The following is a 25242-nucleotide window of genomic DNA, read 5'->3' on the forward strand; positions in this document are numbered from 1 at the left end:
AGGCATCCGCCCACGTTCAATCGATCACTTTGTGCGAGTGATCCAAAAGACGAGCGCCCGCGCTCGCTAGGCTGGCATTCATGCCTGAGATCGCCAAGGTCCTGATCGCGAACCGCGGCGAGATCGCCGTCCGAATCGTGCGCGCCGCCCGAGACAGCGGGAAGGCGTCGGTCGCCGTCTACGCCGACCAGGATCGCGACGCGCTCCACGCCCGCCTCGCCGACGAGGCGTACGCCCTCGAGGGCTCGACGAGCGCCGAGACCTACCTCTCCATCGAGAAGATCCTCTCGGTCGCTCGCCGCTCCGGCGCCGACGCCGTGCACCCCGGTTACGGCTTCCTCGCTGAGAACGCCGAGTTCGCCCGCGCCGTCATCGGCGCCGGCCTCACCTGGATCGGCCCCTCCCCCGAGGCGATCGAGGCCCTCGGTGACAAGGTCACCGCCCGGCACGTCGCCGAGAAGGTCGGCGCTCCCCTCGCCCCCGGCACCCCCGGGCCGGTCGACGGGGCCGACGAGGTCATCGCCTTCGCGAACGAGTTCGGCCTGCCCATCGCCATCAAGGCCGCCTACGGCGGCGGCGGGCGTGGCCTGAAGGTCGCGCGCGAGCTCGACGAGGTCGCCGAACTGTTCGAGTCGGCCACCCGCGAGGCGATCGCCGCGTTCGGCCGTGGTGAGTGCTTCGTCGAGAAGTACCTCGACAAGCCGCGCCATGTCGAGACGCAGTGCCTCGCCGACGCCGCCGGCAACGTCGTCGTCGTCTCCACGCGAGACTGCTCGCTGCAGCGACGCCACCAGAAGCTCGTCGAAGAGGCGCCCGCGCCCTTCCTCACGGCCGAGCAGAACGACATCCTCTACTCCGCCTCGAAGGCCATCCTGCGCGAGGTCGGCTATGTCGGGGCCGGAACCTGCGAGTTCCTCATCGGCGCCGACGGAACGATCTCGTTCCTCGAGGTCAACACCCGCCTGCAGGTCGAGCACCCCGTGTCCGAAGAGGTCACCGGCATCGACCTCGTCCGCGAGCAGTTCCGCATCGCCGAGGGCGGCACGCTCGACTACGACGACCCGGCCCCGGTCGGCCACTCGATCGAGTTCCGCATCAACGGCGAGGACCCCGGGCGCAACTTCCTGCCGCAGCCGGGCCGCATCCACGTCTTCAAGACGTTCGGCGGTCCCGGCATCCGTCTTGACTCCGGTGTCACGGCCGGCGACTCGGTCTCGGGCGCCTTCGACTCGATGCTCGGCAAGATCATCGTGACGGGCCGCACCCGCGAGGAGGCTCTCGAGCGGTCGCGCCGGGCACTCGACGAGTTCGAGGTCGCCGGCATGCCCACCGTGCTTCCCTTCCACCGCCGGGTCGTGCGCGAGCCCGCCTTCACGGCGGAGGACGGCACGTTCGGCGTGTTCACGCGATGGATCGAGACCGAGTTCGTCAACGACATCCCGGCCTGGGACGGCGAACTGGAGGCTCCCGCAGAACCGAGCGGCCGCCACACGGTGGTCGTGGAGGTCGCCGGCAAGCGCCTCGAGGTGAGCCTCCCCGATCGCGTCGCATCGCCGCCGGTCGCGGTCGGCCGTCCCGCTCAGGTACCGCCGTCGCGCCGATCGCACGCCGCGAGCGCCAGCGCTGCGGCATCCGGAGACGCCGTGAAGTCGCCGATGCAGGCGACGGTCGTCAAGGTCGCCGTCGAGGCCGGCCAGCAGGTCGTCAAGGGCGACCTCGTGGTCGTCCTCGAGGCGATGAAGATGGAGCAGCCCATCCAGGCGCACAAGGACGGCGTGGTCGGCGCGATCGACGCGACACCCGGCACCACGGTCGGCGCGGGTCACCCCCTGCTCACGATCTCCTGAGCCCTAGGGTGGGGGCATGCACCACCCTGTACGTGTTCTTCCCGTCGTCTGTCTGCTGGGGCTCGCTCTCGGGCTGAGCGCCTGCGCTTCCGACACGGTCGACCTCGCGGCGGCGGACGCGTGGCTCGCCTCGGTCGCGGCCAAACCAGCCGGCGCGGATGTCGGCATCGGCGCGGCGAGCGGTCGCACGATGCCGTTCGAGAACTCCAGTGACCGGAGCGCAGGCGTTATCCTGACGCTCGCCGAGCCGGCTCCGGCGAGTGCGGTCGAGGTGCGGTGTTTCGGCGGTCACACCGCGACGGTGTCCGTGGAGGCTTCGACGACGTCCGGCTCGCGCGGCGTGGAGACGAGCATCGATTGCGACGAGAAGCCGCACTCTCTCGAGCTCGTCGACGCCACCCGCACCACAGCCGTCAGGATTGCCGTCCGCGCCGAACCGGAGACGCGCTACTACGCCGATGTGAGGTGACACGGCGACGCATCGTCGCGCGTGCGCGTCGGAGAGAGGCGCGAAATCGGAGCGATCGCCAGGATCACTCCGATTTTCGCGCGATTCTCCGACGCTCGCGCGCGCGGCTCAGGACAGCGGGTCCTCGTCGCGCTGCACCAGGTGCATCGCACGCGCGGCATCCGTGATGCTGCCGGTGAGCGAGGGGTACACCGCGAAGACCCGCGAGACCTGGTCGACCGTGAGCCGACGCTCGACGGCGATCGCGATCGGGTAGATCAGCTCCGACGCGCGCGGGGCGACGATGACGCCGCCGATGACGGTGCCCGACCCCTCGCGCGCGATGATCTTCACGAAGCCGTCCTTGACGCCCATCATCTTGGCGCGCGGGTTCGCGGCGAGCGGGAGCTTGTGAACGTACCCGTTCACGAGACCCGACTCGATGTCCTTCTGCTGCTGGCCCACTGTCGCGATCTCGGGCGCGGTGAAGATGTTCGCGGTGATGCGACGGCGCTCGAGCGGGATGACGGTGTCGCCGAGCGCGTGGAAGACGGCCTGGCGCCCCTGCATCGCGGCGACCGAGGCGAGCGGTACGAAAGTGGTGCAGTCGCCCGCGGCGTAGATGTTCGGCACGGACGTGCGCGCAACGCGGTTGACCTGGATGTGACCCGAGTCGGTGAGCTGGACACCGGCCTCTTCGAGACCGATGCCGGCGGTGTTGGGGATCGAGCCGACCGCCATGAGGCAGTGGCTCCCCTCGACCGTGCGCCCGTCCGAGAGGGTCGCGACGACGCCGTTCTCGGTGCGCTCGACCTTCTCGGCGCGAGACTTCGACAGCACCGTCATCCCGCCGCGCTTGAAGACCTTCTCGATGACGGCCGCCGCGTCGACGTCCTCGCCCGGAAGCACCTGGTCGCGGCTGGAGATCAGCGTCACCTTCGCCCCGAGGTTCATGTAGGCCGACGCGAACTCCGCTCCCGTCACGCCGGATCCCACGACGATGAGGTGCTCGGGCAGGGACTTCATGTCGTAGAGCTGCGTCCAGGTGAGGATGCGCTCCCCGTCGGGCTTCGCACTGGGCAGCTCGCGCGGCGACGCGCCCACCGAGACGACCAGGGTGTCGGCCTCCACGCGGTCGAAGTCGGTGCCACCGGGGCCGGTCGCCGCGATCAGGGCGTGAGTGCCGTCGAGGCGGCCGTGACCGGAGATGATGCGCACGCCCGCTTCGACCAGCTGCGCGCGCATGTCGTCGGACTGCTGGCGCGCGAGGGACAGCAGTCGGCGGTTGACCGCCGCCAGGTTGATCGCGATCTCGGGCTTGAGGGGGGTGCCGGAGTCCGACCGCGCGAACAGCTGGACGCCGAGATCGGATGCCCCGGCGATGGCCACCGCGGCATCGGCCGTGGCGATCAGCGACTTCGAGGGGACGACGTCGGTGATGACGGCCGAGCCGCCCACGCCGGCGCGTTCGACCAGCGTCACCTCCGCACCCTGCTGGGCGGCGGCCAGCGCCGCCTCGTATCCGCCGGGGCCGCCACCGAGGACGGCGACGCTTTGGGTGCGCTCGAAGCTGAGAGGCGACATGGTCTCCATTCTTCCTCAGCCGCAGAGTCGGTCGCGCACACCTGCGTCCGACGGGTCGCGAGTCTTAGAGTGGGGGGATGCTTGACTCCTCCGCGCACCCGCTCGACGATCCCGCTGTCGACCCGCTCGATGTGGCCCGCGAGGCGGCGGCCGACATCGCCCGTATCAGCGGCGTCGAGCGCCACGACATCGCGCTCACCCTCGGCAGCGGCTGGGGTCGCGCGGCCGAGCTCATCGGCGAGACCACGGCGACCATCCCGGCCACCGACGTCACCGGCTTCAGCAAGCCGGCGCTCGAGGGGCACGTCGGGACGATCCGCAGCATCCTCACCCCCGAGGGCAAGCGCATCCTCGTCATCGGCGCCCGCACCCACTACTACGAGGGGCACGGCGTTCGCCGGGTCGTGCACAGCGTGCGCACCGCCGCCGCCACGGGCGCGAAGATCATGGTGCTGACCAATGGTGCCGGCGGTATCAAGCCGACGTGGCGACCCGGCCAGCCGGTGCTCATCAGCGATCACCTGAACCTCACCGCGGACTCGCCGCTCGAGGGCGCCACCTTCGTCGATCTCACCGACCTCTACTCGTCGCGACTGCGCGACATCGCCCGCTCGATCGACCCCACGCTCGACGAGGGCGTGTACACCCAGTTCCGCGGCCCGCACTACGAGACACCGGCCGAGGTCCGAATGGCTCGCACGCTCGGCGGCGACATCGTGGGCATGTCGACGGCGCTCGAGGCCATCGCCGCCCGCGAGGCCGGCATGGAGATCCTCGGCTTCTCGCTCATCACCAACCTCGCCGCCGGCATCCAGGAGACCCCGCTCAGCCACGCCGAGGTGATCGAGGCCGGTCGCGAGGCCGAGCCGGTGATCTCGGCGCTCCTCGCCCGCGTGATCGAGGCGCTGTGACCGGCGCGGACGAGCCCGCCACGGGCGTGACCGTCGACGCGACGACGCCGGCGGTCCCGTGGGACGCGGCGCGAGCCTGGCTCGCTCAGGATCCCGACCCCGAGACCCGTGACGAGCTGACGGCCGTCATCGCCGCGGCCGAGTCGGGGGATGCCGCAGCCGCGGCCGATCTCGTCGACCGCTTCGGCACGCGCCTGGCCTTCGGCACCGCGGGACTCCGCGGCCGGCTCGGCGCCGGCAGCAACCGCATGAACCGCGTCCTCGTCACGCAGGCAGCGGCAGGACTCGCCGCCTACCTGCTCGAGAAGGCCGGGCCCGATGCTCCGCCCGTCGTGGTCATCGGTTACGACGGCCGTCGGGGCTCGGCGCGCTTTGCGCGAGACTCGGCCGAGATCTTCGCGGGCGCAGGGCTGCGCGCCATCCTGCTGCCCCGGCTCCTTCCGACGCCGGTCCTGGCGTTCGCCGTGCGCCATCTCGGCGCCGACGCCGGTGTCATGGTCACGGCGAGCCACAACCCGCCCGACGACAACGGCTACAAGGTGTACCTCGGCGGGGCCGACGACGGCTCGCAGATCGTTCCGCCCGCCGACGGCGAGATCGCCGCGCACATCCAGCGGGTGGCGGATGCCGGCGACATCTCAGCCCTTGCCCGTTCCGAGCAGTACGAGACCGCCGACGACGCGGTCGTCGAGGCGTACGTCGCCGCGACGGCGACCGTCGCGCCGGCTCCCGCAGGCGCGAACGGGATGCGCTGGGTCTACACGGCCATGCACGGTGTCGGAACCGAGACGATGCTGCGCATCCTCGACGCTGCGGGGTACCCGCATCCCGTCCCGGTCGCCGAGCAGGCCGAGCCGGACGGCCGGTTCCCCACGGTCGCCTTCCCCAACCCCGAGGAACCGGGCGCGATGGATCTGGCACTCGAGACCGCCCGCGCGAACGACGCGGAGTTCATCCTCGCGAACGACCCCGACGCCGATCGCCTCGCGGTCGCGATCCCGGATGCCGCCACCGAGGGCGGCTGGCTGCGGCTGACCGGCAACCAGATCGGTCTGCTGCTCGGCTGGCGCGCGGCGCGTCGAGCCGCGGAGGGCGGTGTCGCCGACGGCGCCTCGCTCGCCTGCTCGCTCGTTTCGTCGCCTGCGCTCCAGGTCGTCGCGGAGCGCTACGGCCTCGACTTCCACGCCACCCTCACCGGTTTCAAGTGGATCTCGCGCGCCCCCGGCCTCGTCTTCGGGTTCGAAGAGGCGCTCGGCTACCTGGTGAACCCCGAGACCGTGAAGGACAAGGACGGCATCTCCGCCGCCATCGCCATCCTCGGCCTCGCCGCCGAGGCACGGGAACAGGGCCGGACGCTGGGCGACCTCCTCGCCGACTTCGACGCCGAGTTCGGCAGTTTCGCAAGCGGGCAGGTGTCGGTCCGCGTCGACGATCTCGCGGTCATCGGGCGCATCACCACCGCGCTGCGCTCCGCGCCGCCGACCCGCATCGGCGACGCCGCGGTCGTGTCGTTCGAGGATCTCGCCGCTCCGGTGTCGGGCCCGCCCCTCGGTGACATCCTGCGCCTGTGGCTCGAGGGCGACGCGCGCATCCTGGTCCGCCCGAGCGGCACCGAGCCGAAGCTCAAGCTGTACCTCGACGTTCGCGGAGACTCGGCCGCCGATGCGGCATCGCGGCTCGCCGCGCTCGAGACCGGTGTGCGCGACCTGCTCGCGGCCATCGACTGACACCCCCCTCCGGCCTGCATGGTCCCGCGCTTCTGGCGATACATTCGTCGGACGCGCGGGGCTGATGCCGCCTCGAGGGACCCTGGGCACCCCACCAGCACCACCCGTCCGACGTCTGTATCGCGCATCCGCGCCGCTAGGCTTCGGGAGTGCTGCTGACGGAACCTGTGGAGCTCGCTGACGATCACGTACGGCTCGTGCCGCTCGACGTCGATCATGCCGACGACCTCGCCCGCGCCACGGCCGGGCTGGAATACGCCTGGTACACCTCGGTGCCCGCTTCGGTACCGGCCGACATCGCCCAGCGCCTCGCCTGGCGCGATGAGGGCCACATGAACCCGTTCGCCGTGCTGCGGGACGACATCGCGGTCGGGATGACGACGTTCTGCAACATCGATCAACCCAACCGCCGGGTCGAGATCGGGCACACCTGGCTCTCCCCTGCGGTGCAGCGGACCGCGGTCAACACCGCTGCGAAGCGCCTGCTGCTCGGCCACGCGTTCGAGAGCTGCGACGCCATCGCGGTCGAGTTCCGCACGTCTTGGCACAACCGCCAGTCACGCGCGGCGATCGAACGCCTCGGCGCCAAGCAGGACGGGGTGCTCCGCAACCACCGGTTGGGGCCGCGCGGGACGCTCCGCGACACGGTCGTGTACTCGGTGCTCCCGCACGAGTGGCCCGCGGTGAAGCTGGGGCTCGAAGCCCGACTCGCCCGCTGAGTGCGCGCGATCAGCCGTCGACGACCGCCACGAGCTCATCGAGGAAGGCGCTGAAGGTCGTGCCGCGCCGCACGATCCGCTGCACGCTCTCGCGCTCGCTGAACACCTCGACCAACTGCTCGAACACCGTCTGGAAGGCCGCACGATCCGACTCGGAGAACGCGACCATCGCCACGACCTGCACGCGGCCGTCGCCCCATGCGATAGACGGGTCGGCGATCCCGAGCGAGATCGCCGTCCGCGTCGCGGTCATCCCGATGGCGTGCGGAACGGCGAGCGCGTCGGTGAAGGCCGTGGACGACAGCCGCTCGCGCTCGATCGTGCGCTCGATGTAGTCGTCGTCGATGACGCCCTGACCGACGAGCAGCGAGCCCAGCTGCCGGATGACGCCCTCTTCTCCCCCCTCGCCGTCGAGCCCGCGGATGAAGGCGGACGGGTCGAAGTAGCGCTCCAGCTCGGCGCGCAGGCGGGCCAGGCGCCGGGCCCGGCGGAGCCGCGCGGCGGCGGTCTGCACCCGATCGATGTCGGCGTCGGTGAGGAACGGCTGGATGTGGACGATCCGGTCACTCCCGACGGGCGGGGCGATGGTCGACAGGATGAGGTCGGTGTCGATGGATGCCCAGTCCGGGTCGACGCGCGTCTCGACGCCGACGACGTCCAGCGCCTGGCCCAGCGACCGGTCGACGCTCGAGCGCAGCAGCTCGTGCAGCTCGTAGTAGCCGGGGCACACGATCGTCGCCGTCAGCGCCTGCGCCGAGAGCCGGCTGCGTTCGAGCCGCCCGCCGACGTGCATCGCGATGTAGGCGATCTCGTCATCGAGGAGCGGGATGCCGAGCAGGCCGCGCAGGGCGTCGGCGATGTAGACGGCGACCTCGAAGATCATCGGATACGTCGTCTTGAGCGATCGCGTGAGAGGGTTGCGCGACCACGCCTGCTCTCGCGCCCGATGCTTGAGGTTCTGCACGTGCAGCGACAGCCGCAGCACGAAGTCCTCCTGGTCGATGTCGACGAGGAACTCCGCGGCTGCCCGCCGCACGACGTCGCGCACCGCGGTCGCGACATCGGCGTCGATGCGCTCGCGGATGAGCGCCGCCGGCTCGGTCGCCCCCGGGGCTACGACGCGCGTGAGCACGAGTGCGGCGAGATGCTGGCGGTCACCCGACCCGAGGACGACGCCCAGGTGCCGGCGCGTGAGGCGGTCGAGGATGTCGCCGACCTCAGCTCGGAACGCGGCATCGTCGGCCTCCGCCACCTCGAGCGCCCGGCCCCGCGTGATGCGATCGGCGGCGATGGCGATGTGCATGACGACATCCCCGATGCCGAACTCGTTGACGAAGTAGCCGAGCTCGGTCAGCTCCGAGACCAGGTCGTCTTTGAAGGGACCGAAGGCCACCGCGCCGACCGAGCGTTCGCCGAGAGTCCGGCGGAGGCTGTCGAGATCGAACGAGCCGTCGTCGGTCTCCTCGTGCGCCAGTCGGCTGAGGAGCCGGCGCTGGGCCATCTCGGTACCGCGCAGACGTGCCCGCGACGATGTGCGCTCGAGGCTGAGCTCGGTGCCGCCGAGGAGCCCGCGCACCCGGCCGAGGTCGGCGTCGATCGTGGCGGGGCTGACGAAGAAGGCCTCGGCGGTCTCGAAGACGTCGATCCCGTCGGGAGAGTCCAGCAGTGAGCGCACCAGGCGGTGCAGCCGATCGCGTGGCGTGCCGGCGTCGCCCACGTGCACGGCCCCCGAGCTGTCGGGGCCCGCGCGGTAACCCTGCGGCCCGGACTCGACCACGACGCCGTCGGGAACCCGGGCGTTGAGGGCGGTGACGTAGCTGCGGATCGAGCGAGGCGTGACGCCGATCGCATCGGCGAGCGCGGCTGCGGTCACCCAGTCGCCGTCGCGCGCGAGAATCGCGAGGACGCGGTCCTGCCGGCTCCTGGTCACGTTCCCATTCCATCATGGCCCGGCTGAGCTTCCGCCCCTGCGGAAGCAGGAAGGCCTTGTCGCCTCTGAGACCGCTCACAACAATGGGGAGAGGAGGAGGCGGGTCGATGAGGATCCTGGTCGTATGCGGCGCGGGTGCGTCGAGTACTTTCGTCGCACAGCGAGTGCGCCACGCGGCGCAAGCGCGCGGCCTGGACATCACCGCCACCGCCGGAACCGAGCAGTCACTGCCGATCGATCTCGACGCGGCGGACATCGTCCTCGTCGGCCCCCAGCTCATCCCGAAGCTGGACCGGATCACCGAGGCCGCGGCTGCCCGCGGAACGCGCGTCATCCTGATGCCCGCCGACATCTTCCGAGATCTCGATGGGAGCCGGACGCTCGCGCTGATCACCGCTCCGGCCACAACCACGACACGTTCCAGCACCGACATCCCTTCAACGGAGAGGACCTCCTCATGAGCGAGGCATCGCGTACCGTCCGCATCGGATCGTCCAACGGGCTCCACGCCCGTCCCGCGAAGCTGTTCGCCCAGGCGGTCAAGCAGTCGGGTGCCAACGTCACGATCGCGAAGGGCTCGGGCTCTCCCGTGAACGCCGCGAGCATCCTCGGAGTCATCGCGCTCGGCGTCGAGTACGGCGATTACGTCACCCTCACGGCCGACGGCGACAGCGCCGAGAGCGTCCTGGACGAGCTCGCCGACCTGCTCGCCACCGATCACGACGAGTGACCACGAACGACCATCGATACGAACACGGACGATACGAAGGAGATCGAGCAATGAGTGAGCTTCGCGGAGTGGGCATCGGCCTGGGAGTCGCGCAGGGACCGATCGCACGGATGGCGGAGCCGCTTCCCGCGCCGAAGGACGAGAAGTCGCAGCTGCCCCTCGATGAGGAGACGGCGCGCGTGAAGGATGCCGTCGCCGCGGTCGCACGTGAACTCGAACAGCGCGGTGCGCAGGCGGGCGGCGCCGCCCGCGACGTGCTCGAGGCCCAGGCCATGATGGCCGAGGACCCGAGCCTCGAGGCCGAGGTCGCGACGCGACTGCAGGCGGGCAAGACCGGCGAGTTCGCCGTCTACGACGCCTTCGCCTCGTTCCGCGACCAGCTGTCCGCGATGGGCGGCTATCTCGGCGAGCGCGCCGCAGACCTCGACGACGTCGCGCAGCGCGTCATCGCGCACCTGCGCGGCGTCCCGGCCCCGGGCGTCCCCGAGCCGGGACACCCCTTCGTGCTCGTGGCCAAGGACCTCGCCCCTGCCGACACCGCGCTGCTCGATCTCGACATGGTCCTCGCGCTCGTCACCTCCGAGGGCGGACCGACCTCGCACACCGCGATCCTCGCGCGAGAGAAGTCCATCGTCGCGGTCGTCGGCGTCACCGAGGCGGCCGGCCTCTCCGACGGTGAGACCGTCATCGTCGACGCCGCCAAGGGCGTCGTCACCACCGACCCGAGCGAGGACGAGCTCGCACAGGCTCAGAACCGCGCCGACGAGCGCAAGTCGGCAGCATCCGCCCCGATCACGCCCGGAGCCCTCGCCGACGGCACCGCGATCCCCCTGCTGGCCAATCTCGGCAAGCCGGAGGGCGCGGCGCAGGCCGTCGAGCTCGGCGCCGAGGGTGTCGGTCTCTTCCGCACCGAGTTCCTCTTCCTCAGCTCGGCGCAGGCACCGACCGTCGCCCAGCAGCGCGAGGCCTACACGAAGCTGCTGCAGGCGTTCCCGGGCCAGAAGGTCGTCGTCCGCGCCCTGGATGCCGGTGCCGACAAGCCGCTCGCGTTCCTCAACGACGCGCACGAGGAGAACCCCGCGCTCGGTCTCCGCGGTCTCCGCGCCCTGCGCGCCAGCGAGGACATCCTGCGCGAACAGCTCACCGCCCTCGCCGAAGCGGATGCCGCGACCGAGGCCGACCTGTGGGTCATGGCCCCCATGGTTTCGACCGTCGAGGAGACGGAGTACTTCGTCGGGATCGCCCGCGAGTACGGCATCAAGACCGCAGGCGTCATGGTCGAGGTGCCGTCGTCGGCGCTGCTGGCCGACCACGTCCTCAAGGTCGCCGACTTCGCCTCGATCGGCACCAACGACCTCACCCAGTACACGCTCGCCGCCGACCGCCTGCTCGGTTCGGTGTCGTCGTTCCAGGACCCCTGGCACCCGGCCGTGCTGCGCCTCATTCACGAGACCGGCAAGGCGGGCCAGGCCAACGGCAAGCCCGTGGGCATCTGCGGCGAGGCCGCGGCCGACCCGCTGCTGGCCGTCGTGCTCGTGGGCCTCGGCGCCACGAGCCTGTCGATGGCGCCCACCGCGCTCGCCGACGTCCGCGCCACCCTGCTCCACCACACCCTCGACGACGCACGCCGCATCGCCGAAGCCGCCCTGACCGCGACGGACGCGGCCTCGGCACGTGCCGCCGCGCAGACCGCCGCCGGCATCTGATCAGCACCGCACTCGCACCACACACCGCACCAGAAGGAGAACCAGAAATGACAACGACGTCAACAGTCGATAGGAAGACGGGAGGGGCCCGCGTCGCCGTCCAGCGATTCGGGACCTTCCTGTCGGGCATGATCATGCCCAATATCGCGGCCTTCATCGCGTGGGGCTTCATCACCATGCTGTTCATCCCCGCCGGGTTCCTCGGTGCCGACAGCCCCTTCGGCATCCACTGGTACCCGGTCGCCGACATCATCGGCGGCTCCGGCAACCTCGAGGCGATCGGCTGGCAGGGCGCCATGACGACGCTGGCGGAGAGCGACGGCACCAACGTGATGGCGTACGTCGGCCTCGTCAGCCCGATGATCACCTACCTGCTGCCCCTGCTCATCGCGAACACTGCGGGCCGCATGGTCTACGGCGAGCGCGGCGGCGTTGTGGCGACGATCGCCACGGTCGGCGTCATCGCGGGCACGAACATCCCGATGTTCCTCGGCGCCATGATCATGGGTCCCCTCGCCGCCCTGGCCGTGAAGTACATGGACCGCATCTGGGACGGCAAGATCAAGCCGGGCTTCGAGATGCTCGTCAACAACTTCTCCGCGGGAATCCTGTCGATGATCCTCGCAGTGGTCGGGTTCTTCGCCTTCGGCCCGTTCTTCCGGGTCATCAGCCAGGGTCTCGGCGCGGCGGTCGACTGGCTCGTCAGCCTGAACCTGCTGCCCTTCGTCTCGATCATCGTCGAGCCGGCGAAGGTGCTCTTCCTCAACAACGCCATCAACCATGGTGTGTTCACGCCGCTGGGCGTGCAGCAGAGCGAGGAGTTCGGTCGCTCGATCCTCTTCCTGATCGAGGCGAACCCCGGTCCCGGCATCGGCCTGCTGCTGGCCTTCACCTTCTTCGGTGTCGGCGCCGCCAAGGCCTCGGCCCCGGGTGCCGCGGTGATCCAGTTCGTCGGTGGCATCCACGAGATCTACTTCCCGTACGCACTGAGCAAGCCGATGCTCATCCTCGCCCTCATCGCCGGTGGCGCCACCGGTGTCACCACCAACATGCTGCTCGGCGGTGGCCTCGCGTTCCCGGCGGCCCCGGGGAGCATCATCGCGGTCGTCGCCGCCGCCCTCCCCGGCGGTGTGGGCAACCTGATCGTGGTTCTGCTGTCCGTCGTCCTGGCCGCGACCGTGACGTTCATCGTCTCGGCGGTCATCCTGCGGGCCACCCGCAAGCGCGACCTCGCAGCCGAGGGCTCGGACTTCGAGGCCGCGATCGCTCAGACCGAGGCCAACAAGGGCAAGTCCTCCGCTGCGATGGATTCACTGCGCCGCGCCGGTGGTCGTGATGCCGAGGTGGCCACCGCCGCCGAGGACGCCGCGGCGGGCTCCGCCACCGCTACGGCGACCAAGCCGATCGGATCGATCGTGTTCGCGTGCGACGCGGGAATGGGCTCGTCGGCGATGGGTGCGAGCGTCCTGCGCAACAAGTTCAAGAAGGCGGGCGTCGAGGGCGTCACGGTCGTCAACAAAGCGATCGCCAACCTTGACGGATCGGCGGATCTCGTCGTCACGCAGAACCAGCTCACCGACCGCGCGCGCCAGCGCACACCCGACGCGGTGCACGTGTCGGTGGACAACTTCATGAACTCGCCGAAGTACGACGAGGTCGTCGAGATGGTCCGCAAGCAGCACGACGCCGACGCGTAGGCTCGAAACCCAGACCCGGGGCCGGGGCGGTCCATCCGCCCCGGCCCCGGGTCATCCCCCAGCAACACCATTCGAAGGAGACAGACATGGCACGTGAGGTCCTGAACATCGGTCAGATCCGCATCCACTCCGGAAGCGCCACCCGCGAGGAGGCGATGAAGGAGGCCGCCGACCTGCTCGAGTCCGCCGGCGCCGTGACCTCCGCGTACTTCGACGCCATGCAGCAGCGCGAGCAGACCGTGTCGACGTACATGGGCAACGAGCTCGCGATCCCCCACGGCACCAACGAGACCAAGGATGCGATCCTCGACTCGGCACTGTCGTTCGTCCGCTACGACGGCGGCGTCGACTGGGGCGGCGAGCCGGTCTCCTTCGTCGTCGGCATCGCCGGCAAGGGCGACGAGCACCTCGACATCCTGTCTCAGATCGCTCTGCTCTTCTCCGAGGAGGACGACGTCGCTCGCCTCAAGGCGGCGCAGACCCCCGACGAGCTCTACGCGCTGCTCGCATCGGTGAACCAGTGAGCACCGCGGTCCACTTCGGGGCCGGCAACATCGGCCGTGGCTTCGTCGGTCTGCTCCTGAGCGAAGGCGGCTACGAGCTCGTCTTCTCCGACGTCGCCGCGCCCCTCGTCGATGCCATCAACGCCGCCTCCGAGTACACGGTGCACGAGGTCGGCGAGGGCGGCGTCGACCGCACCGTCACCGGCTTCCGTGCCCTCAACAGCGCGGAGGACCCGCAGGCCGTGGCAGATGCCGTCGCGGCAGCAGACGTCGTCACGACCGCCGTCGGCCCCACCGTGCTGAAGTTCATCGCGCCCCATATCCTCGCCGGCCTCGCCCTGCGCGATCCCGCCGCACCTCCGCTGGCCGTCATGGCGTGCGAGAACGCGATCGGTGCCACCGACCTGCTGCGCGACGAGATCCGCGCACAGGCCGGCGATGCCTGGGAAGCCGTCTCGGGCCGAGCGATCTTCGCCAACACCGCCGTCGACCGCATCGTGCCCGCTCAGCCGGCCGGCGCCGGCGTGGACGTCACGGTCGAGCCGTTCTACGAGTGGGCGATCGAGTCCGGTCCGTTCGGCGGCGAGCTGCCGAACATCCCCGGCGCGCACTTCGTCGAGAACCTCGAGCCGTACATCGAGCGCAAGCTCTTCACGGTCAACACCGGTCACGCCACGACCGCCTATTTCGGCGCGCAGGCCGGTACCCCGACCGTGGCCGAAGCCCTCGCCGTGCCGGAGATCGCCGCGAGCGTCTCGGCCGCGCTCGAAGAGACCTCGGCCCTCCTCGTCCACAAGCACGGTCTCGACGCCGGCGAGCTCGCGGACTACCGCGCCACGATCCTGCGGCGCTTCGCCAACCCCGAGCTGCCCGACACGGTCGGACGCGTGGGGCGGCAACCCCTCCGCAAGCTCTCGCGGCATGAGCGCTTCGTGGGTCCCGCCGCGGAGGCCGCCGAGGCCGGCCTGCCGGTCGACGCGCTGGTCGCGGCGATCGGGGCGGCGCTCGCGTTCGACGACCCGGAGGACCCGCAGTCGGTCGAGCTGCAGCAGCGCCTGCGCGCCGAGGACGCGGCATCCTTCACCGCATCCGTGACCGGGCTCGAGCCTTCGCACCCGTTGTACGCACGGGTCGAGCGCGTGGTCGCCGAACGTCAGGCGGCGATCGGCTCCGACGCTCGATGAGCCGAGACGCTGCGGCGGTGCGGGCGGCCGGTGACGAGCCCGGGCGCCCGCGCCGGCGGTCTCGGGCACGACGGATCGTCGTCATCGTCGCCCTGTCCCTCATCGGGGTCGTCGCGGCGGGTGTCATCGGCATCCTGGTCTGGAGCCAGGTAGGAGTCATGGACGCCGAGGCGGGCCCGCTCGACGCCGTCCACGCCGATGAGCGCATCGTCATGTCCGAGGTCGAGGGCAGCGTCGTGCTCGAGCCCGCCGCCGGGCCGAGCGACGTCGGGCTCGTGTTCATCCCGGGCGCGAAGGTGCAGGCCGAGGCATACGCCGCGATCCTCGCCGACGTCGTAGCGGAGGACGAGGTGACCGTGGTGATCACGCGGCCGTGGCTCAACCTCGCGTTCTTCGATCCCCGCCCGCTGTCGTCGTTCACCGACCTCGTTCCGAGCGTGGACACGTGGCTGGTCGGTGGGCACTCGCTCGGGGGTGTGCGTGCCTGCCAGCTGGCGGAGGATGCCGACGGACTCGTGCTGTTCGCGTCGTATTGCGCCACCGACCTGTCGGCGTCGGGGCTGCCCGTGCTCAGCCTGTCGGGCTCGGAGGACGGTCTGACGACCCCGCAGAAGGTCGATGACAACCGCCACCTCCTCCCCGAGGATGCCGCCTTCGTCGAGATCACCGGCGCCAGCCACGCATCCTTCGGCGACTACGGCCCCCAGGCCGGCGACGGCACCCCCGCCATCTCCGCTCCCGACATGCGCGCCGAGGTCACCGCGGCGCTGTCGGACCTCGTGGGGTCTCTCCCCCGCTGACCCGGCGTGCCGGGGCGCCGAGGTCCCAGTTCGGCCGGGAACTCGGCGGCTATACCCGGCTCAAGTGGGACCTCGGTGACGCCTCGGGGGTCAGGGACGCCAGCCAGCGCGGAGAAGAGCAGACCGGACCATATCGACCGCCCGTCGGCCGTCACCACGCAGGTGGTGGCGCAGGATCCGCACGTGCTCCCAGCCGCTCGCGCGGATCGCGTGCCAGCGGTCGGCGTCTCGCGCGAATTGGGCGTCGTCGAAGGCATGCTGGCGCCCGTCGTACTCGACGGCCACCCGCCATCGCCGATAGGCGAGGTCGAGCCGTGCGATGAAGACGCCCGATGCCTGTCGCAACTCCGGATTCAGCTCCGGCTCGGGGAGCCCCGCCCGCTGAAGGACCAGACGCAGACGCGTCTCCTCCGACGATTCCGAACCGGGCCGGATGTCGGACAGCGCACGGATGAGCCGGCTGCGCCCGCGCGTCGCGTGCAGCTCGACTTCGTCCACCAGCTGGTCGAGCGTCACGAGCCCGCCGCGGCCGACGATGTAGTCACCGGCCGCGACGAGGTCGTCGTGCTGCCAAGCCGCCCCGACATGACGCCACGCACGAGCGGGATGCTCGAACGGGATGCCGCCGACAGCCCACACCGCCGGTGAGCGTTCGCCCAGGCGGTGCCCGACCACCCCCTCGGCTCGCGGCTCTCGGTTCGGCCGATGGGCCGACACGTGCAGGACGAGCGGATCGCTCCTGAGCGGGAGCGGCGCCCCGAATCGGGCGAGTGCGGTGTCGTGGCTGAAGAACTGCCATGGCCGCAGCCTCGGCGCATACTGGGCGCACCGCTCGGCGATATCCGGAGGGCTGGCGCCACGCGGTATCCGGACGCCGCGAAACGGGATCTCGAGATCACTCGCGTCGAGTCGTCCCGCCGTCACACCCATCACGCGTGCGGCACCGACCGAGAACGGCACGCCGCGCAGCGGCTCAGGAAGGGGCTGGGGTCGACGCATCCCGACAGCCTGGACCTCATCGTCGCTTCAGCGGCTCCCCCGCCGCCGCGTCTGTGAGCATCCCGGCGCTCACCGCCCCTGGGCAGGAACCGCGAGGTCCCAGTTCGGCCGGGAATCAGACTCTGAAACCCGGCCCAACTGGGACCTCGCGGAAATCAGGGCGGGGTCAGGAGCCGAAGCCCTCGGCGATGACCTCGATGAGCTCCTCGCGCTCCTCGACCGAGAGGAAGGCCCCGGCTGCGGCGTTGAGCTGGAAGGCCTGCAGGTCGTCGAGGTCGTAGTCGAACGTCTGCGCCAGGGTCGCGAGCTCGCGCGTGAGCGAGGTGCGACTCTGCGTGCGGTTGTCGACGTTCACGGTGACCGAGAAGCCCAGCTGGTACAGCAGATCGAAGGGGTGGTCCTCCCACTGCGTGCCCCATCCGGCGATGGCACCGGTCTGCAGGTTCGACGAGGGCGACAGCTCGAGCGGGATCTCGCGGTCGCGCACCCACCGGGCGAGGTCGCCGAACTGCACGAGCACCTCTTCGCCCTCACGCGAGACGACGTTGAGGTCCGACGCGATGCGGACACCGTGGCCGAGGCGCTGCGCCCGGCCGTCGATGAGCGCCGACCGGATCGAGTCGAGCCCCGCGGCCTCGCCCGCGTGCACCGTCACCGGGAAGAACTCCGACGCGAGGTAGTCGAACGCGTCGCGGTGCTGGGCGGGAAGGAAGCCGTCCTCGGGCCCCGCGATGTCGAACCCCGCGACGCCGCGACCGCGGTTGTCGACGGCCAGACGCGCGATCTCGAGCGAGCGATCGGCCTGACGCATCGCCGAGAGGATCTGACCGACGCGGATGTCGTGACCCTTCGCCTCGGCGGCATCCTCGCCCTCCTCGATGCCCTCCTGCACGGCGTCGACGGCGTCCTGCAGCGACAGTCCGCCGCGCAGGTGCTGTTCGGGCGCCCAGCGCACCTCGCCGTAGACCACGCCGTCGGCGGCGAGGTCGGTCACGAACTCGCGCGCGATGCGGCGCAGGCCGTCGCGGGTCTGCATGACCGCGAGGGTGACCTCGAACGTCTTGATGTAGTCGACGAGCGACCCGGAGTCGCTCTGCTCCTCGAACCAGTCGGCGAGGTCGTCGGCGTCGGTCTCGGGCAGGTCGGTCCCGAGCTCGTCCGCCAGCTCGACGATCGTCGCGGGGCGCACGCCCCCGTCGAGGTGGTCGTGCAGCGAGACCTTGGGCAGCGACCGGACCGAGACGCCCTGCAGTGTGGCGTCGGCGTGCTGTTCGATCGGCATGGCGGGCTCCTCCGGACGGAACGGGCGGGTGGGTCGGGCGGGTGGATGGAACGGGACGGTGGTCGGCACCCGACGAACGGATGCTGCCCGGCTCAGGCCGTGATGCGCTCGAGGACGAGCGGCCCCGCGGGCGGAGCGTCGTCGTCGATCTCCCACGCGCCGTGCAGCGCGTCGAGAGCACGGTCGAACCGGGCACCATCATCGGCCAGCAGGGTGAACAGCGGCTGACCGGCGGCCACCGCGTCGCCCGGCTTGACGTGCAGGTCGATGCCCGCCGCGTGGATCACCGGGTCCTGCGCACGGGCACGACCGGCACCGAGGCGCCAGGCCGCGATGCCGAACGGCAGCGCCTCGAGGCGTGAGACGACACCGGCGGTCGGCGCGGTGATCGTGTGCGTCTCGCGGGGCGTCGGGAGCGCGGCATCCGGGTCGCCGCCCTGCGCCTGGATCATGCGGCGCCAGACATCCATCGCTCGGCCGTCGGCGAGGGCAGCTTCGACGTCGGCATCGGGCTGTCCGGCCAGCGCGAGCATCTCACGCGCGAGGGCGACGGTCAGCTCGACGACGTCGGCGGGTCCTCCACCGGCGAGCACCTCGACCGATTCGCGCACCTCGTTCGCGTTTCCGATCGCGAGGCCCAGCGGCGCGTTCATGTCGGTGAGGAGCGCGGTCGTCGCAACGCCCGAGTCGGCGCCGAGCGCGACCATCGTGCGGGCGAGCTCGCGCGCCTTGTCGACGTCCTTCATGAAGGCGCCGGAGCCGAACTTCACATCGAGCACGAGCGACTCGGTGCCCTCGGCGATCTTCTTCGACATGATGCTCGAGGCGATGAGCGGGATCGCCTCGACCGTGCCGGTGACGTCGCGGAGCGCGTACAGCCGCTTGTCCGCGGGCGCGAGGCCCGAGCCGGCGGCGCAGATGACGGCGCCGACGTCGCGCAGCTGCGCGAACATCTCGTCGTTCGACAGCGCGGCGCGCCAGCCGGGGATCGACTCGAGCTTGTCGAGCGTGCCCCCGGTGTGACCGAGGCCGCGGCCCGACAGCTGCGGCACGGCGACGCCGAACGCGGCGACGAGCGGAGCGAGGGGCAGTGTGATCTTGTCGCCGACACCGCCGGTGGAGTGCTTGTCGACCGTGCGCTTGCCGAGACCGGCGAAGCTCATCCGCTCACCCGAGGCGATCATCGCGTCGGTCATGACGCGGATCTCGTCGCGCTCCATGCCGTTGAGCAGCACCGCCATGGCGAACGCCGCCATCTGCGAGTCGGCCACGTACTCGCGCGTGTAGGCGTCGATCATCCAGCGGAGCGCGTCCTCGGGGACGGCGCCGCCGTCACGCTTGGTGCGGATGACGTCGACGGCGTCGAACGCCTCGACAGCGGATGCGGTGGACTCGGCGCTCATCGGGCGGCCTCCTCGAGGTCGCGGGGCCCGAACGCGTCGGGCAGCACCTCGTCGATCGTGCGGATGCCCGAGACGGTCTCGAGCAGCATTCCGGGCAGGGCGAACTCGTTCAGCAGCTGGCGGCACCGGCCGCACGGCATGATCGTCTGACCGTCGTTGTTGACGCACACGAAGGCGACGAGCTGTCCGCCGCCCGACATGTGCAGGTCGCCGACGAGGGCGCACTCGGCGCACAGCCCGACGCCGTACGACGCGTTCTCGACGTTGCATCCCGAGACGATGCGACCGTCGCTGACGAGCGCTGCCGCGCCCACCCGGTAGCGCGAGTACGGCGCATACGCGCGCGTCATGGCTTCGGTCGCGACGGCGCGCAGCTCGTCCCAATCGATGTCTGTCACAGCAGCGTCACCCCTTGATATACGGCTTGCCGGCGGCGGCCGGCCCACGGATGTGCCCCGCGAACCCGGCGACCGCGAGGATCGTCACGAGGTACGGCAGCATGAGCATGAACTCGCTGGGGATCGGCGTACGCAGCACCGTCAGCAGGTTCTGCAGGTTCGTCGCGAAGCCGAAGAGCAGCGCCGCGAGAGTGGCGCGGATCGGGTCCCAGCGTCCGAAGATGACGGCGGCGAGGGCGATGAAGCCGAGGCCCGCGGTCATCTCCTTGGTGAAGGTCGGCACCGAAACCAGCGTGAAGTACGCGCCACCGGCTCCGGCGATCGCTCCGGCGAGGCTGACGTTCCAGAAGCGGGTCGGGTTCACCTTGATGCCGACGGTGTCCGCCGCTTGCGGGTGCTCGCCGACGGCGCGCAGACGCAGGCCCCAGCGGGTGCGGTACAGACCCCACGCGACGAGGCCGACCGTGACGTACATCAGGTAGACGATGAACGTCTGGTTAAACAGCACGGGTCCGATCACGGGGATGTCGCTGAGCAGCGGGATCGGCAGGCGCTGGAACGTCGTCGCCCGGTTGAGGGTCGCCTCGTTCGGCGCGAGGAGCGCACCGAAGAGGAAGCCGGTGAGGCCCGTGACGAGCACGTTGAGCACGACACCGACGATGACCTGGTCGACGAGGTAGCGGATCGAGAAGACCGCGAGCACCAGGCTCACCAGGACACCGCCGACCATGGCGGCGATCAGTCCGATGAACGGGTTGCCGGTGATGCTGCCGACGACGACGGCGCCGAACGCGCCGAGCAGGAACTGGCCCTCGATGGCGACGTTCACGACGCCGACGCGTTCACCGATGACACCGCCGAGGGCGCCGAAGATGAGCGGCACCGACAGCGACACCGCGCCGAACAGCAGACCGATGACGGGAACGAGGCCCTCCGCTGCCGCCCATACGAGGAAGGCGAACACACCCACGAATCCGGCCACCGCCACCAGCCAGGTGCGCGGACGGCGGTACGAGAGGGCGTCCCACGCCGCGACCGCCGTGATGACGGCCATCAGGACGAGCAGCGTCCAGCTGGTCGGCCCGGTCGGCAGCGCGACGTCGGGGATGGGGATGGTCGAGCCGCCGTCGGCGAGGCGGAACGTGCTCGTGCCGCCTCGCGGGACCAGGGCGAACAGCAGCGCCAGCAGCAGCGTCGCCACGCCCAGGGCGATCGCCGGCTTGAGGTGGCGGACCTTCACCGCGGCGGGAGCCGCGGCGGCGGAGGTCAGATCGGTCGTTGCCATCAGGCACCCGCCTTCACAGCTGCGCGGCGCGACGAGTTCTTCGTGCGGCCCGACGCGCGCTTCTCAGCTTCGGTCTTGGGAAGGAAGAAGATCGTCCGCACGAGCGGCGGCGCCGCGATGAACAGGACGATGAGCGCCTGCACCACGAGCACGATCTCGACGGGGATGCCCTCGGAACCCTGCATCGTGAAGCTGCCCGCCTTGAGCGCGCCGAGCAGGATGCCGGCGGCGAAGACGCCCCACGGACGCGAACGCCCGAGCAGGGCGACCGTGATCGCGTCGAACCCGATACCCGCGTCGATCGAGCCGGTGAAGCCGGTGGTGACCTGGCCCTGCACCTGGTTCATGGCGGCGAGGCCCGCGAGTCCGCCGGCGAAGAGCATCGCGTAGATGTACATGCGCTCGACGGAGATGCCGGCGGCGCGAGCGGCGTGCGGGTTCTCGCCCACGGCACGCAGACGCAGGCCGAGGCTCGAGCGCTCGATCACCCACCACACGACGATCGTCGCGATGATGACGACGACGAATCCCCAGTCCAGCAGCGGGTACTGCGGACCGAGCAGCTCGGGGAACTGCGCGGAGTCCGGGGTGCGCAGCGAGATCGACTGCGTCGTCCCGGGCTGCTGCAGGAGCGCGGGGGTGCGCACCATCCAGCTGACGAGGTAGTAGGCGATGTAGTTGAGCATGATCGTGAGGATCACCTCGTGCGCACCGGTCCGCGCCTTCAGCAGGCCGACGAGCCCGCCCCACAGCGCGCCGCCCACGATGCCGGCGATCAGCGTCAACGGCAGGTGGATGAACATCGGCAGATCGAGGTTGAACGTCACGAGCGCCGCGAAGGCGGCACCGATGAGGATCTGGCCGCGGCCGCCGATGTTGAACAGACCGGCGCGGAAGGCCAGCGCGACGCCGAGCCCGGCGGCGATCAAGGGGGCCGCGAAGCCGAGGGTGTTCGTCAGCGGACGAATCTGCGTCGCGAAGTCGTCGACGCGCGAGTTGAAGACGGCGCCGCGGAACAGCGCGTCGTAACCGCCCGACACCGACTGCCAGATCGCGACGAAGGTGTCTCCCGGACGCGCGAAGAAGTACCCGGATGCCGCTGCCACGCGCTCGTCGGTGACGGCCATCATGATTCCGCCGACGATGAGCGCGAGCACGATGGCGAGCAGGGTGATGACGGCACTGCTGCGCATCACCTCGGTGATGACGCGGTTCGTCGTCGGCGGCGGAGCCACCTCGGGCTTCCCCGTCAGGGGGCCGCCGACGGGCGGCAGCTGCGAGTCCGCGGGCTCGACGGGCACGTCGGGACCGGGACCGGGGGTGGGGGTGGTCATGCTGCTGACTCCTCGGGGACCTCGCCGGCCATCATCAGGCCGAGCACGTCGCGCGGCGTCGTCGCCGGGACGACGCCGACGATGCGACCGCGGTACATCACCGCGATGCGGTCGGCCAGGGCGACCACCTCGTCGAGCTCGGTCGAGACGACGAGGACGGCGACACCGGAGTCACGGGCCTCGATGATGCGCTTGTGGATGAATTCGATACTGCCGACGTCGACGCCGCGCGTGGGCTGCGCCGCGACGAGCAGACGCAGCGGACGGGCCATCTCGCGCGCGATGACGACCTTCTGCTGGTTACCGCCCGACAGGGTGCCGACCGGGGTGTCGGGGCCCTGCGTACGGATGTCGTACTCGGTGATGCGCTCGCGGGCGAACGCTTCGAGCGCCCGGCGGTCGATCGTGCCCGCGCGGCTGAAGGCGCGGTCGTCGGAGCGGTCGAGGATGAGGTTCTCCTGAACGGAGAAGGCTCCGACGAGCCCGTCCTCCTTGCGGTCCTCGGGCACGAATCCGACACCGCGGTCAAGGATCGCGCGGACGCTGCGGCCGCCCAGCTCGTCGCCGTCGAGGCGGATCGAGCCGTGGTCGATCGGCAGCAGCCCGAGGATCGCTTCGACGATCTCGGTCTGGCCGTTGCCCTGCACGCCGGCGACGGCGACGACTTCGCCCGAGCGCACCTGCAGGTCGACGTCGTCCACCACGACGATGCCCGACGGCGTGACGACGCGGATGCCGTCGAGGACGAGTCCCCCCTCCCCCACGTTCGGGGCGCCCTTGGCGACGACCATCTCGACGGGGCGGCCGACCATGAGCGCAGCCAGCTCGGCGTTGCTCGCGGTCGGCGAGGCCTCGCCGACGACCTTGCCCAGGCGGATGACGGTGATGCGGTCCGCGACCTCGCGGACCTCGCGCAGCTTGTGGGTGATGAAGACGATCGAGGTGCCCTCGTCGCGCAGCTGGCGCATGATCGCCATGAGCTCGTCGGTCTCCTGCGGAGTGAGCACGGCGGTGGGCTCGTCGAACACGAGGACCTTCGCCTCGCGCGAGAGGGCCTTGATGATCTCGACGCGCTGCTGCACGCCGACGGGCAGATCGCCGACGACGGCGTCGGGGTCGATCTGGAAGCCGAAGCGGTCGGCGACGGCGCGCACGTGCGCACGAGCGGCGGCGAGGTCGAGGACGCCGAGGCCCTTGGTGTTCTCGTGACCGAGCATGACGTTCTCGGCGACGGTGAAGACCGGCACGAGCATGAAGTGCTGGTGCACCATGCCGATGCCGGCGCTCATGGCGTCGCCGGGCCCGCGGAAGTCCTGGACGACGTCGTCGAGGAGGATGTGGCCCTCGTCGGCCTGATAGAGGCCGTAGAGGACGTTCATGAGGGTCGACTTGCCGGCGCCGTTCTCCCCGAGGAGAGCGTGGATTTCGCCCGGCCGGACGACGAGGTCGATGTGATCGTTGGCGACCAGGGTGCCGAAGCGCTTGGTGATGCCCCGGAGTTCGAGCTTCATGTCGGCCAATCTATGCGACGGATGGTGGGTGGACAGCGGTCGGGGCCGGGGAACTTTCGTTCCCCGGCCCCGACGACTCATGAGCTCACGGAGAGTTCGGCGAGTCCACGGTGATGTCACCGGCGACGATAGCCTCCTGCAGGGCGGTCAGCTCGTCGGCGAGACCGGCCGGCAGACGCGACTCGAAGTCGTGGAAGCTCGACAGCTTGACGCCCTCGTTCTTCAGCGTGCCGACGTACGGGTCGGTCGTGAAGTCACCGCTCTGGGCGGCGACGGTGGCGTCGTAGACGGCGACGTCGATCGCCTTCTGGATCGACACGAGCGTCAGGTCGGCGACGGTGTCGTCCGAGACGGCGAGGTCGCTGTCGACACCGAGCATCACGACATCGCGGTTGCCCTCGCGGATCGCCTGCGCGGCGCTCTGGTAGATCGGGCCGCCGACGGGCAGGATCACGTCGACACCCTGGTCGAGGATGCCCTGGGCGACCTGCTTGGCGGTGTCGTTGGCGGTGAAGCCGCCGGTGAAGTTGCCGTCCTGAGCGGTGATGTCCCAGCCGACGACGCCGACGTTCGCGCCCTTGTCCTCGTTGTACTTCTCGACGCCCAGCTGGAAGCCGTCCATGAAGACGGTGACCGAGTTGAACTTGTCGCCACCGAACGTGCCGACCTTGTTGACGCCTGCCTCGGCCGACCACGAGGCCGCCGCGTAGCCACCGAGGTAGGCGGCCTCCGCGGTGTTGAACACCAGCGGCTTGATGTTCGGCGCGTCGGTCTTGCCGTCGAAGTCGGTGTCGGCGTAGTCGTCGATGATCGCGTAGTCGATGTCGGGGTTCGCCGTGGCCGACGCGACGGTGGCCGGGGCGAGCTTGTACCCGACGGCGACGATGAGGTCGCAGCCCTCCGAGACGAGCGTCTCGAGGTTGGGGCCGTAGTCGTTCTCGGTGGTGGACTCGACCTCGATCGATTCCACGCCGAGCTCCTTGGCCGCGCGATCCATGCCTTCCTTGGCCGACTGGTTGAACGAACGGTCGTTCCAGCCGCCCTCGTCGGAGACGAGGCAGGGGGTGAAGTCCGAGCCCGCCTCGGGTGCGGCGGATCCGCCGGCCTCATCGGGTGCGGCTCCGCAACCGGCGAGGGCGACGAGAAGGCCCGCGGCAGCTGTGATGCCGACGAGCTTCTGAGGGGTCGAGAGTGTCAATGCAGCCTCCACATTGAAGGCGCCGCGGACTTCGCGGCGGCTGGAA

Annotated in this window: 22 protein-coding genes; 12 read left to right on the forward strand and 10 right to left on the reverse strand. The window is 70.4% G+C overall.

What is annotated here, in order from left to right:
• Positions 1-80: 80 nt before the first annotated feature.
• Both MTS1_RS15075 and MTS1_RS15080 read left to right on the forward strand, forming a co-directional pair.
• Positions 81-1847 (forward strand): biotin carboxylase N-terminal domain-containing protein, encoded by a 1767-nt coding sequence (locus MTS1_RS15075; protein ID WP_023955504.1) that lies wholly within the window; start codon positions 81-83, stop codon positions 1845-1847.
• 16 nt (positions 1848-1863) lie between these two features.
• Positions 1864-2316, forward strand: coding sequence for a hypothetical protein (locus MTS1_RS15080; protein ID WP_023955506.1), 453 nt, complete (start codon positions 1864-1866; stop codon positions 2314-2316).
• A 108-nt stretch (positions 2317-2424) separates the two neighbouring features.
• Here MTS1_RS15080 and MTS1_RS15085 read toward each other — a convergent pair whose 3' ends face one another.
• Complete coding sequence (locus tag MTS1_RS15085) at positions 2425-3888, reverse strand: NAD(P)H-quinone dehydrogenase (RefSeq protein ID WP_023955508.1); 1464 nt, start codon at positions 3886-3888, stop codon at positions 2425-2427.
• A gap of 68 nt (positions 3889-3956) precedes the next feature.
• Between MTS1_RS15085 and MTS1_RS15090 the strand changes: the two genes are divergently transcribed.
• From MTS1_RS15090 to MTS1_RS15100, 3 genes are all read left to right on the forward strand, one after another.
• Positions 3957-4790 carry a purine-nucleoside phosphorylase gene (locus tag MTS1_RS15090; protein WP_023955510.1) on the forward strand — a complete coding sequence of 278 codons (834 nt, stop codon included), beginning with the start codon at positions 3957-3959 and terminating at the stop codon, positions 4788-4790.
• A 26-nt stretch (positions 4791-4816) separates the two neighbouring features.
• On the forward strand, positions 4817-6517 hold the full coding sequence (locus MTS1_RS15095) for a phospho-sugar mutase (RefSeq protein WP_036306178.1): 1701 nt from the start codon (positions 4817-4819) through the stop codon (positions 6515-6517).
• A 149-nt stretch (positions 6518-6666) separates the two neighbouring features.
• Positions 6667-7236 (forward strand): GNAT family N-acetyltransferase, encoded by a 570-nt coding sequence (locus MTS1_RS15100; RefSeq protein ID WP_023955513.1) that lies wholly within the window; start codon positions 6667-6669, stop codon positions 7234-7236.
• Between the two features lie 10 nt (positions 7237-7246).
• Here MTS1_RS15100 and MTS1_RS15105 read toward each other — a convergent pair whose 3' ends face one another.
• On the reverse strand, positions 7247-9166 hold the full coding sequence (locus MTS1_RS15105) for a transcription antiterminator (protein WP_023955514.1): 1920 nt from the start codon (positions 9164-9166) through the stop codon (positions 7247-7249).
• A 107-nt stretch (positions 9167-9273) separates the two neighbouring features.
• Here MTS1_RS15105 and MTS1_RS15110 point away from each other — a divergent pair, with 107 nt between their 5' ends.
• The 7 genes from MTS1_RS15110 to MTS1_RS15140 all read left to right on the forward strand — a co-directional run bounded on the left by MTS1_RS15110 (position 9274) and on the right by MTS1_RS15140 (position 15786).
• Positions 9274-9627, forward strand: a complete 354-nt coding sequence (locus MTS1_RS15110; RefSeq protein WP_023955515.1) for a PTS sugar transporter subunit IIB — start codon at positions 9274-9276, stop codon at positions 9625-9627.
• Positions 9624-9896 (forward strand): HPr family phosphocarrier protein, encoded by a 273-nt coding sequence (locus MTS1_RS15115; RefSeq protein ID WP_023955516.1) that lies wholly within the window; start codon positions 9624-9626, stop codon positions 9894-9896. Before MTS1_RS15110 ends, MTS1_RS15115 begins: the two co-directional genes overlap by 4 nt.
• Positions 9897-9946: 50 nt before the next feature.
• A complete protein-coding gene (gene ptsP / locus MTS1_RS15120; protein WP_023955517.1) occupies positions 9947-11602 on the forward strand; it encodes a phosphoenolpyruvate--protein phosphotransferase in 1656 nt (551 codons plus the stop codon).
• Between the two features lie 47 nt (positions 11603-11649).
• On the forward strand, positions 11650-13299 hold the full coding sequence (locus MTS1_RS15125; RefSeq protein ID WP_023955518.1) for a PTS mannitol transporter subunit IICB: 1650 nt from the start codon (positions 11650-11652) through the stop codon (positions 13297-13299).
• A gap of 86 nt (positions 13300-13385) precedes the next feature.
• Positions 13386-13823, forward strand: a complete 438-nt coding sequence (locus MTS1_RS15130; protein WP_023955519.1) for a PTS sugar transporter subunit IIA — start codon at positions 13386-13388, stop codon at positions 13821-13823.
• A complete protein-coding gene (locus tag MTS1_RS15135; protein WP_023955520.1) occupies positions 13820-14986 on the forward strand; it encodes a mannitol-1-phosphate 5-dehydrogenase in 1167 nt (388 codons plus the stop codon). Before MTS1_RS15130 ends, MTS1_RS15135 begins: the two co-directional genes overlap by 4 nt.
• A complete protein-coding gene (locus MTS1_RS15140) occupies positions 14983-15786 on the forward strand; it encodes an alpha/beta hydrolase (RefSeq protein WP_052007918.1) in 804 nt (267 codons plus the stop codon). The genes MTS1_RS15135 and MTS1_RS15140 overlap by 4 nt, the downstream gene beginning before the upstream one ends.
• A 90-nt stretch (positions 15787-15876) precedes the next feature.
• On the opposite strand, the gene MTS1_RS15145 is transcribed toward MTS1_RS15140, so the two are convergent.
• The 8 genes from MTS1_RS15145 to MTS1_RS15180 all read right to left on the reverse strand — a co-directional run bounded on the left by MTS1_RS15145 (position 15877) and on the right by MTS1_RS15180 (position 25196).
• On the reverse strand, positions 15877-16785 hold the full coding sequence (locus MTS1_RS15145) for a hypothetical protein (RefSeq protein ID WP_023955522.1): 909 nt from the start codon (positions 16783-16785) through the stop codon (positions 15877-15879).
• A 166-nt stretch (positions 16786-16951) separates the two neighbouring features.
• The gene (locus MTS1_RS15150; RefSeq protein ID WP_023955523.1) at positions 16952-18067 is read right to left on the reverse strand and encodes an adenosine deaminase; all 1116 of its coding nucleotides are present in this window, start codon (positions 18065-18067) and stop codon (positions 16952-16954) included.
• A gap of 92 nt (positions 18068-18159) precedes the next feature.
• The gene (locus MTS1_RS15155) at positions 18160-19470 is read right to left on the reverse strand and encodes a thymidine phosphorylase (RefSeq protein WP_023955524.1); all 1311 of its coding nucleotides are present in this window, start codon (positions 19468-19470) and stop codon (positions 18160-18162) included.
• Positions 19467-19868: a cytidine deaminase gene (locus tag MTS1_RS15160; RefSeq protein WP_023955526.1), complete on the reverse strand. Its 402-nt coding sequence runs from the start codon at positions 19866-19868 to the stop codon at positions 19467-19469. The genes MTS1_RS15155 and MTS1_RS15160 overlap by 4 nt, the downstream gene beginning before the upstream one ends.
• A gap of 7 nt (positions 19869-19875) precedes the next feature.
• Complete coding sequence (locus tag MTS1_RS15165; RefSeq protein WP_023955528.1) at positions 19876-21153, reverse strand: ABC transporter permease; 1278 nt, start codon at positions 21151-21153, stop codon at positions 19876-19878.
• Entirely contained in the window at positions 21153-22487 is a 1335-nt protein-coding gene (locus MTS1_RS15170) for an ABC transporter permease (protein WP_023955530.1), read from the reverse strand. The genes MTS1_RS15165 and MTS1_RS15170 overlap by 1 nt, the downstream gene beginning before the upstream one ends.
• Positions 22484-23998, reverse strand: a complete 1515-nt coding sequence (locus tag MTS1_RS15175) for an ABC transporter ATP-binding protein (RefSeq protein WP_023955532.1) — start codon at positions 23996-23998, stop codon at positions 22484-22486. The genes MTS1_RS15170 and MTS1_RS15175 overlap by 4 nt, the downstream gene beginning before the upstream one ends.
• 85 nt (positions 23999-24083) lie before the next feature.
• Positions 24084-25196: a BMP family protein gene (locus MTS1_RS15180; protein WP_023955534.1), complete on the reverse strand. Its 1113-nt coding sequence runs from the start codon at positions 25194-25196 to the stop codon at positions 24084-24086.
• Between the last annotated feature and the right edge of the window lie 46 nt (positions 25197-25242).

It is taken from the genome of Microbacterium sp. TS-1, assembly GCF_000509385.1.
GTDB lineage: Bacteria > Actinomycetota > Actinomycetes > Actinomycetales > Microbacteriaceae > Microbacterium > Microbacterium arborescens.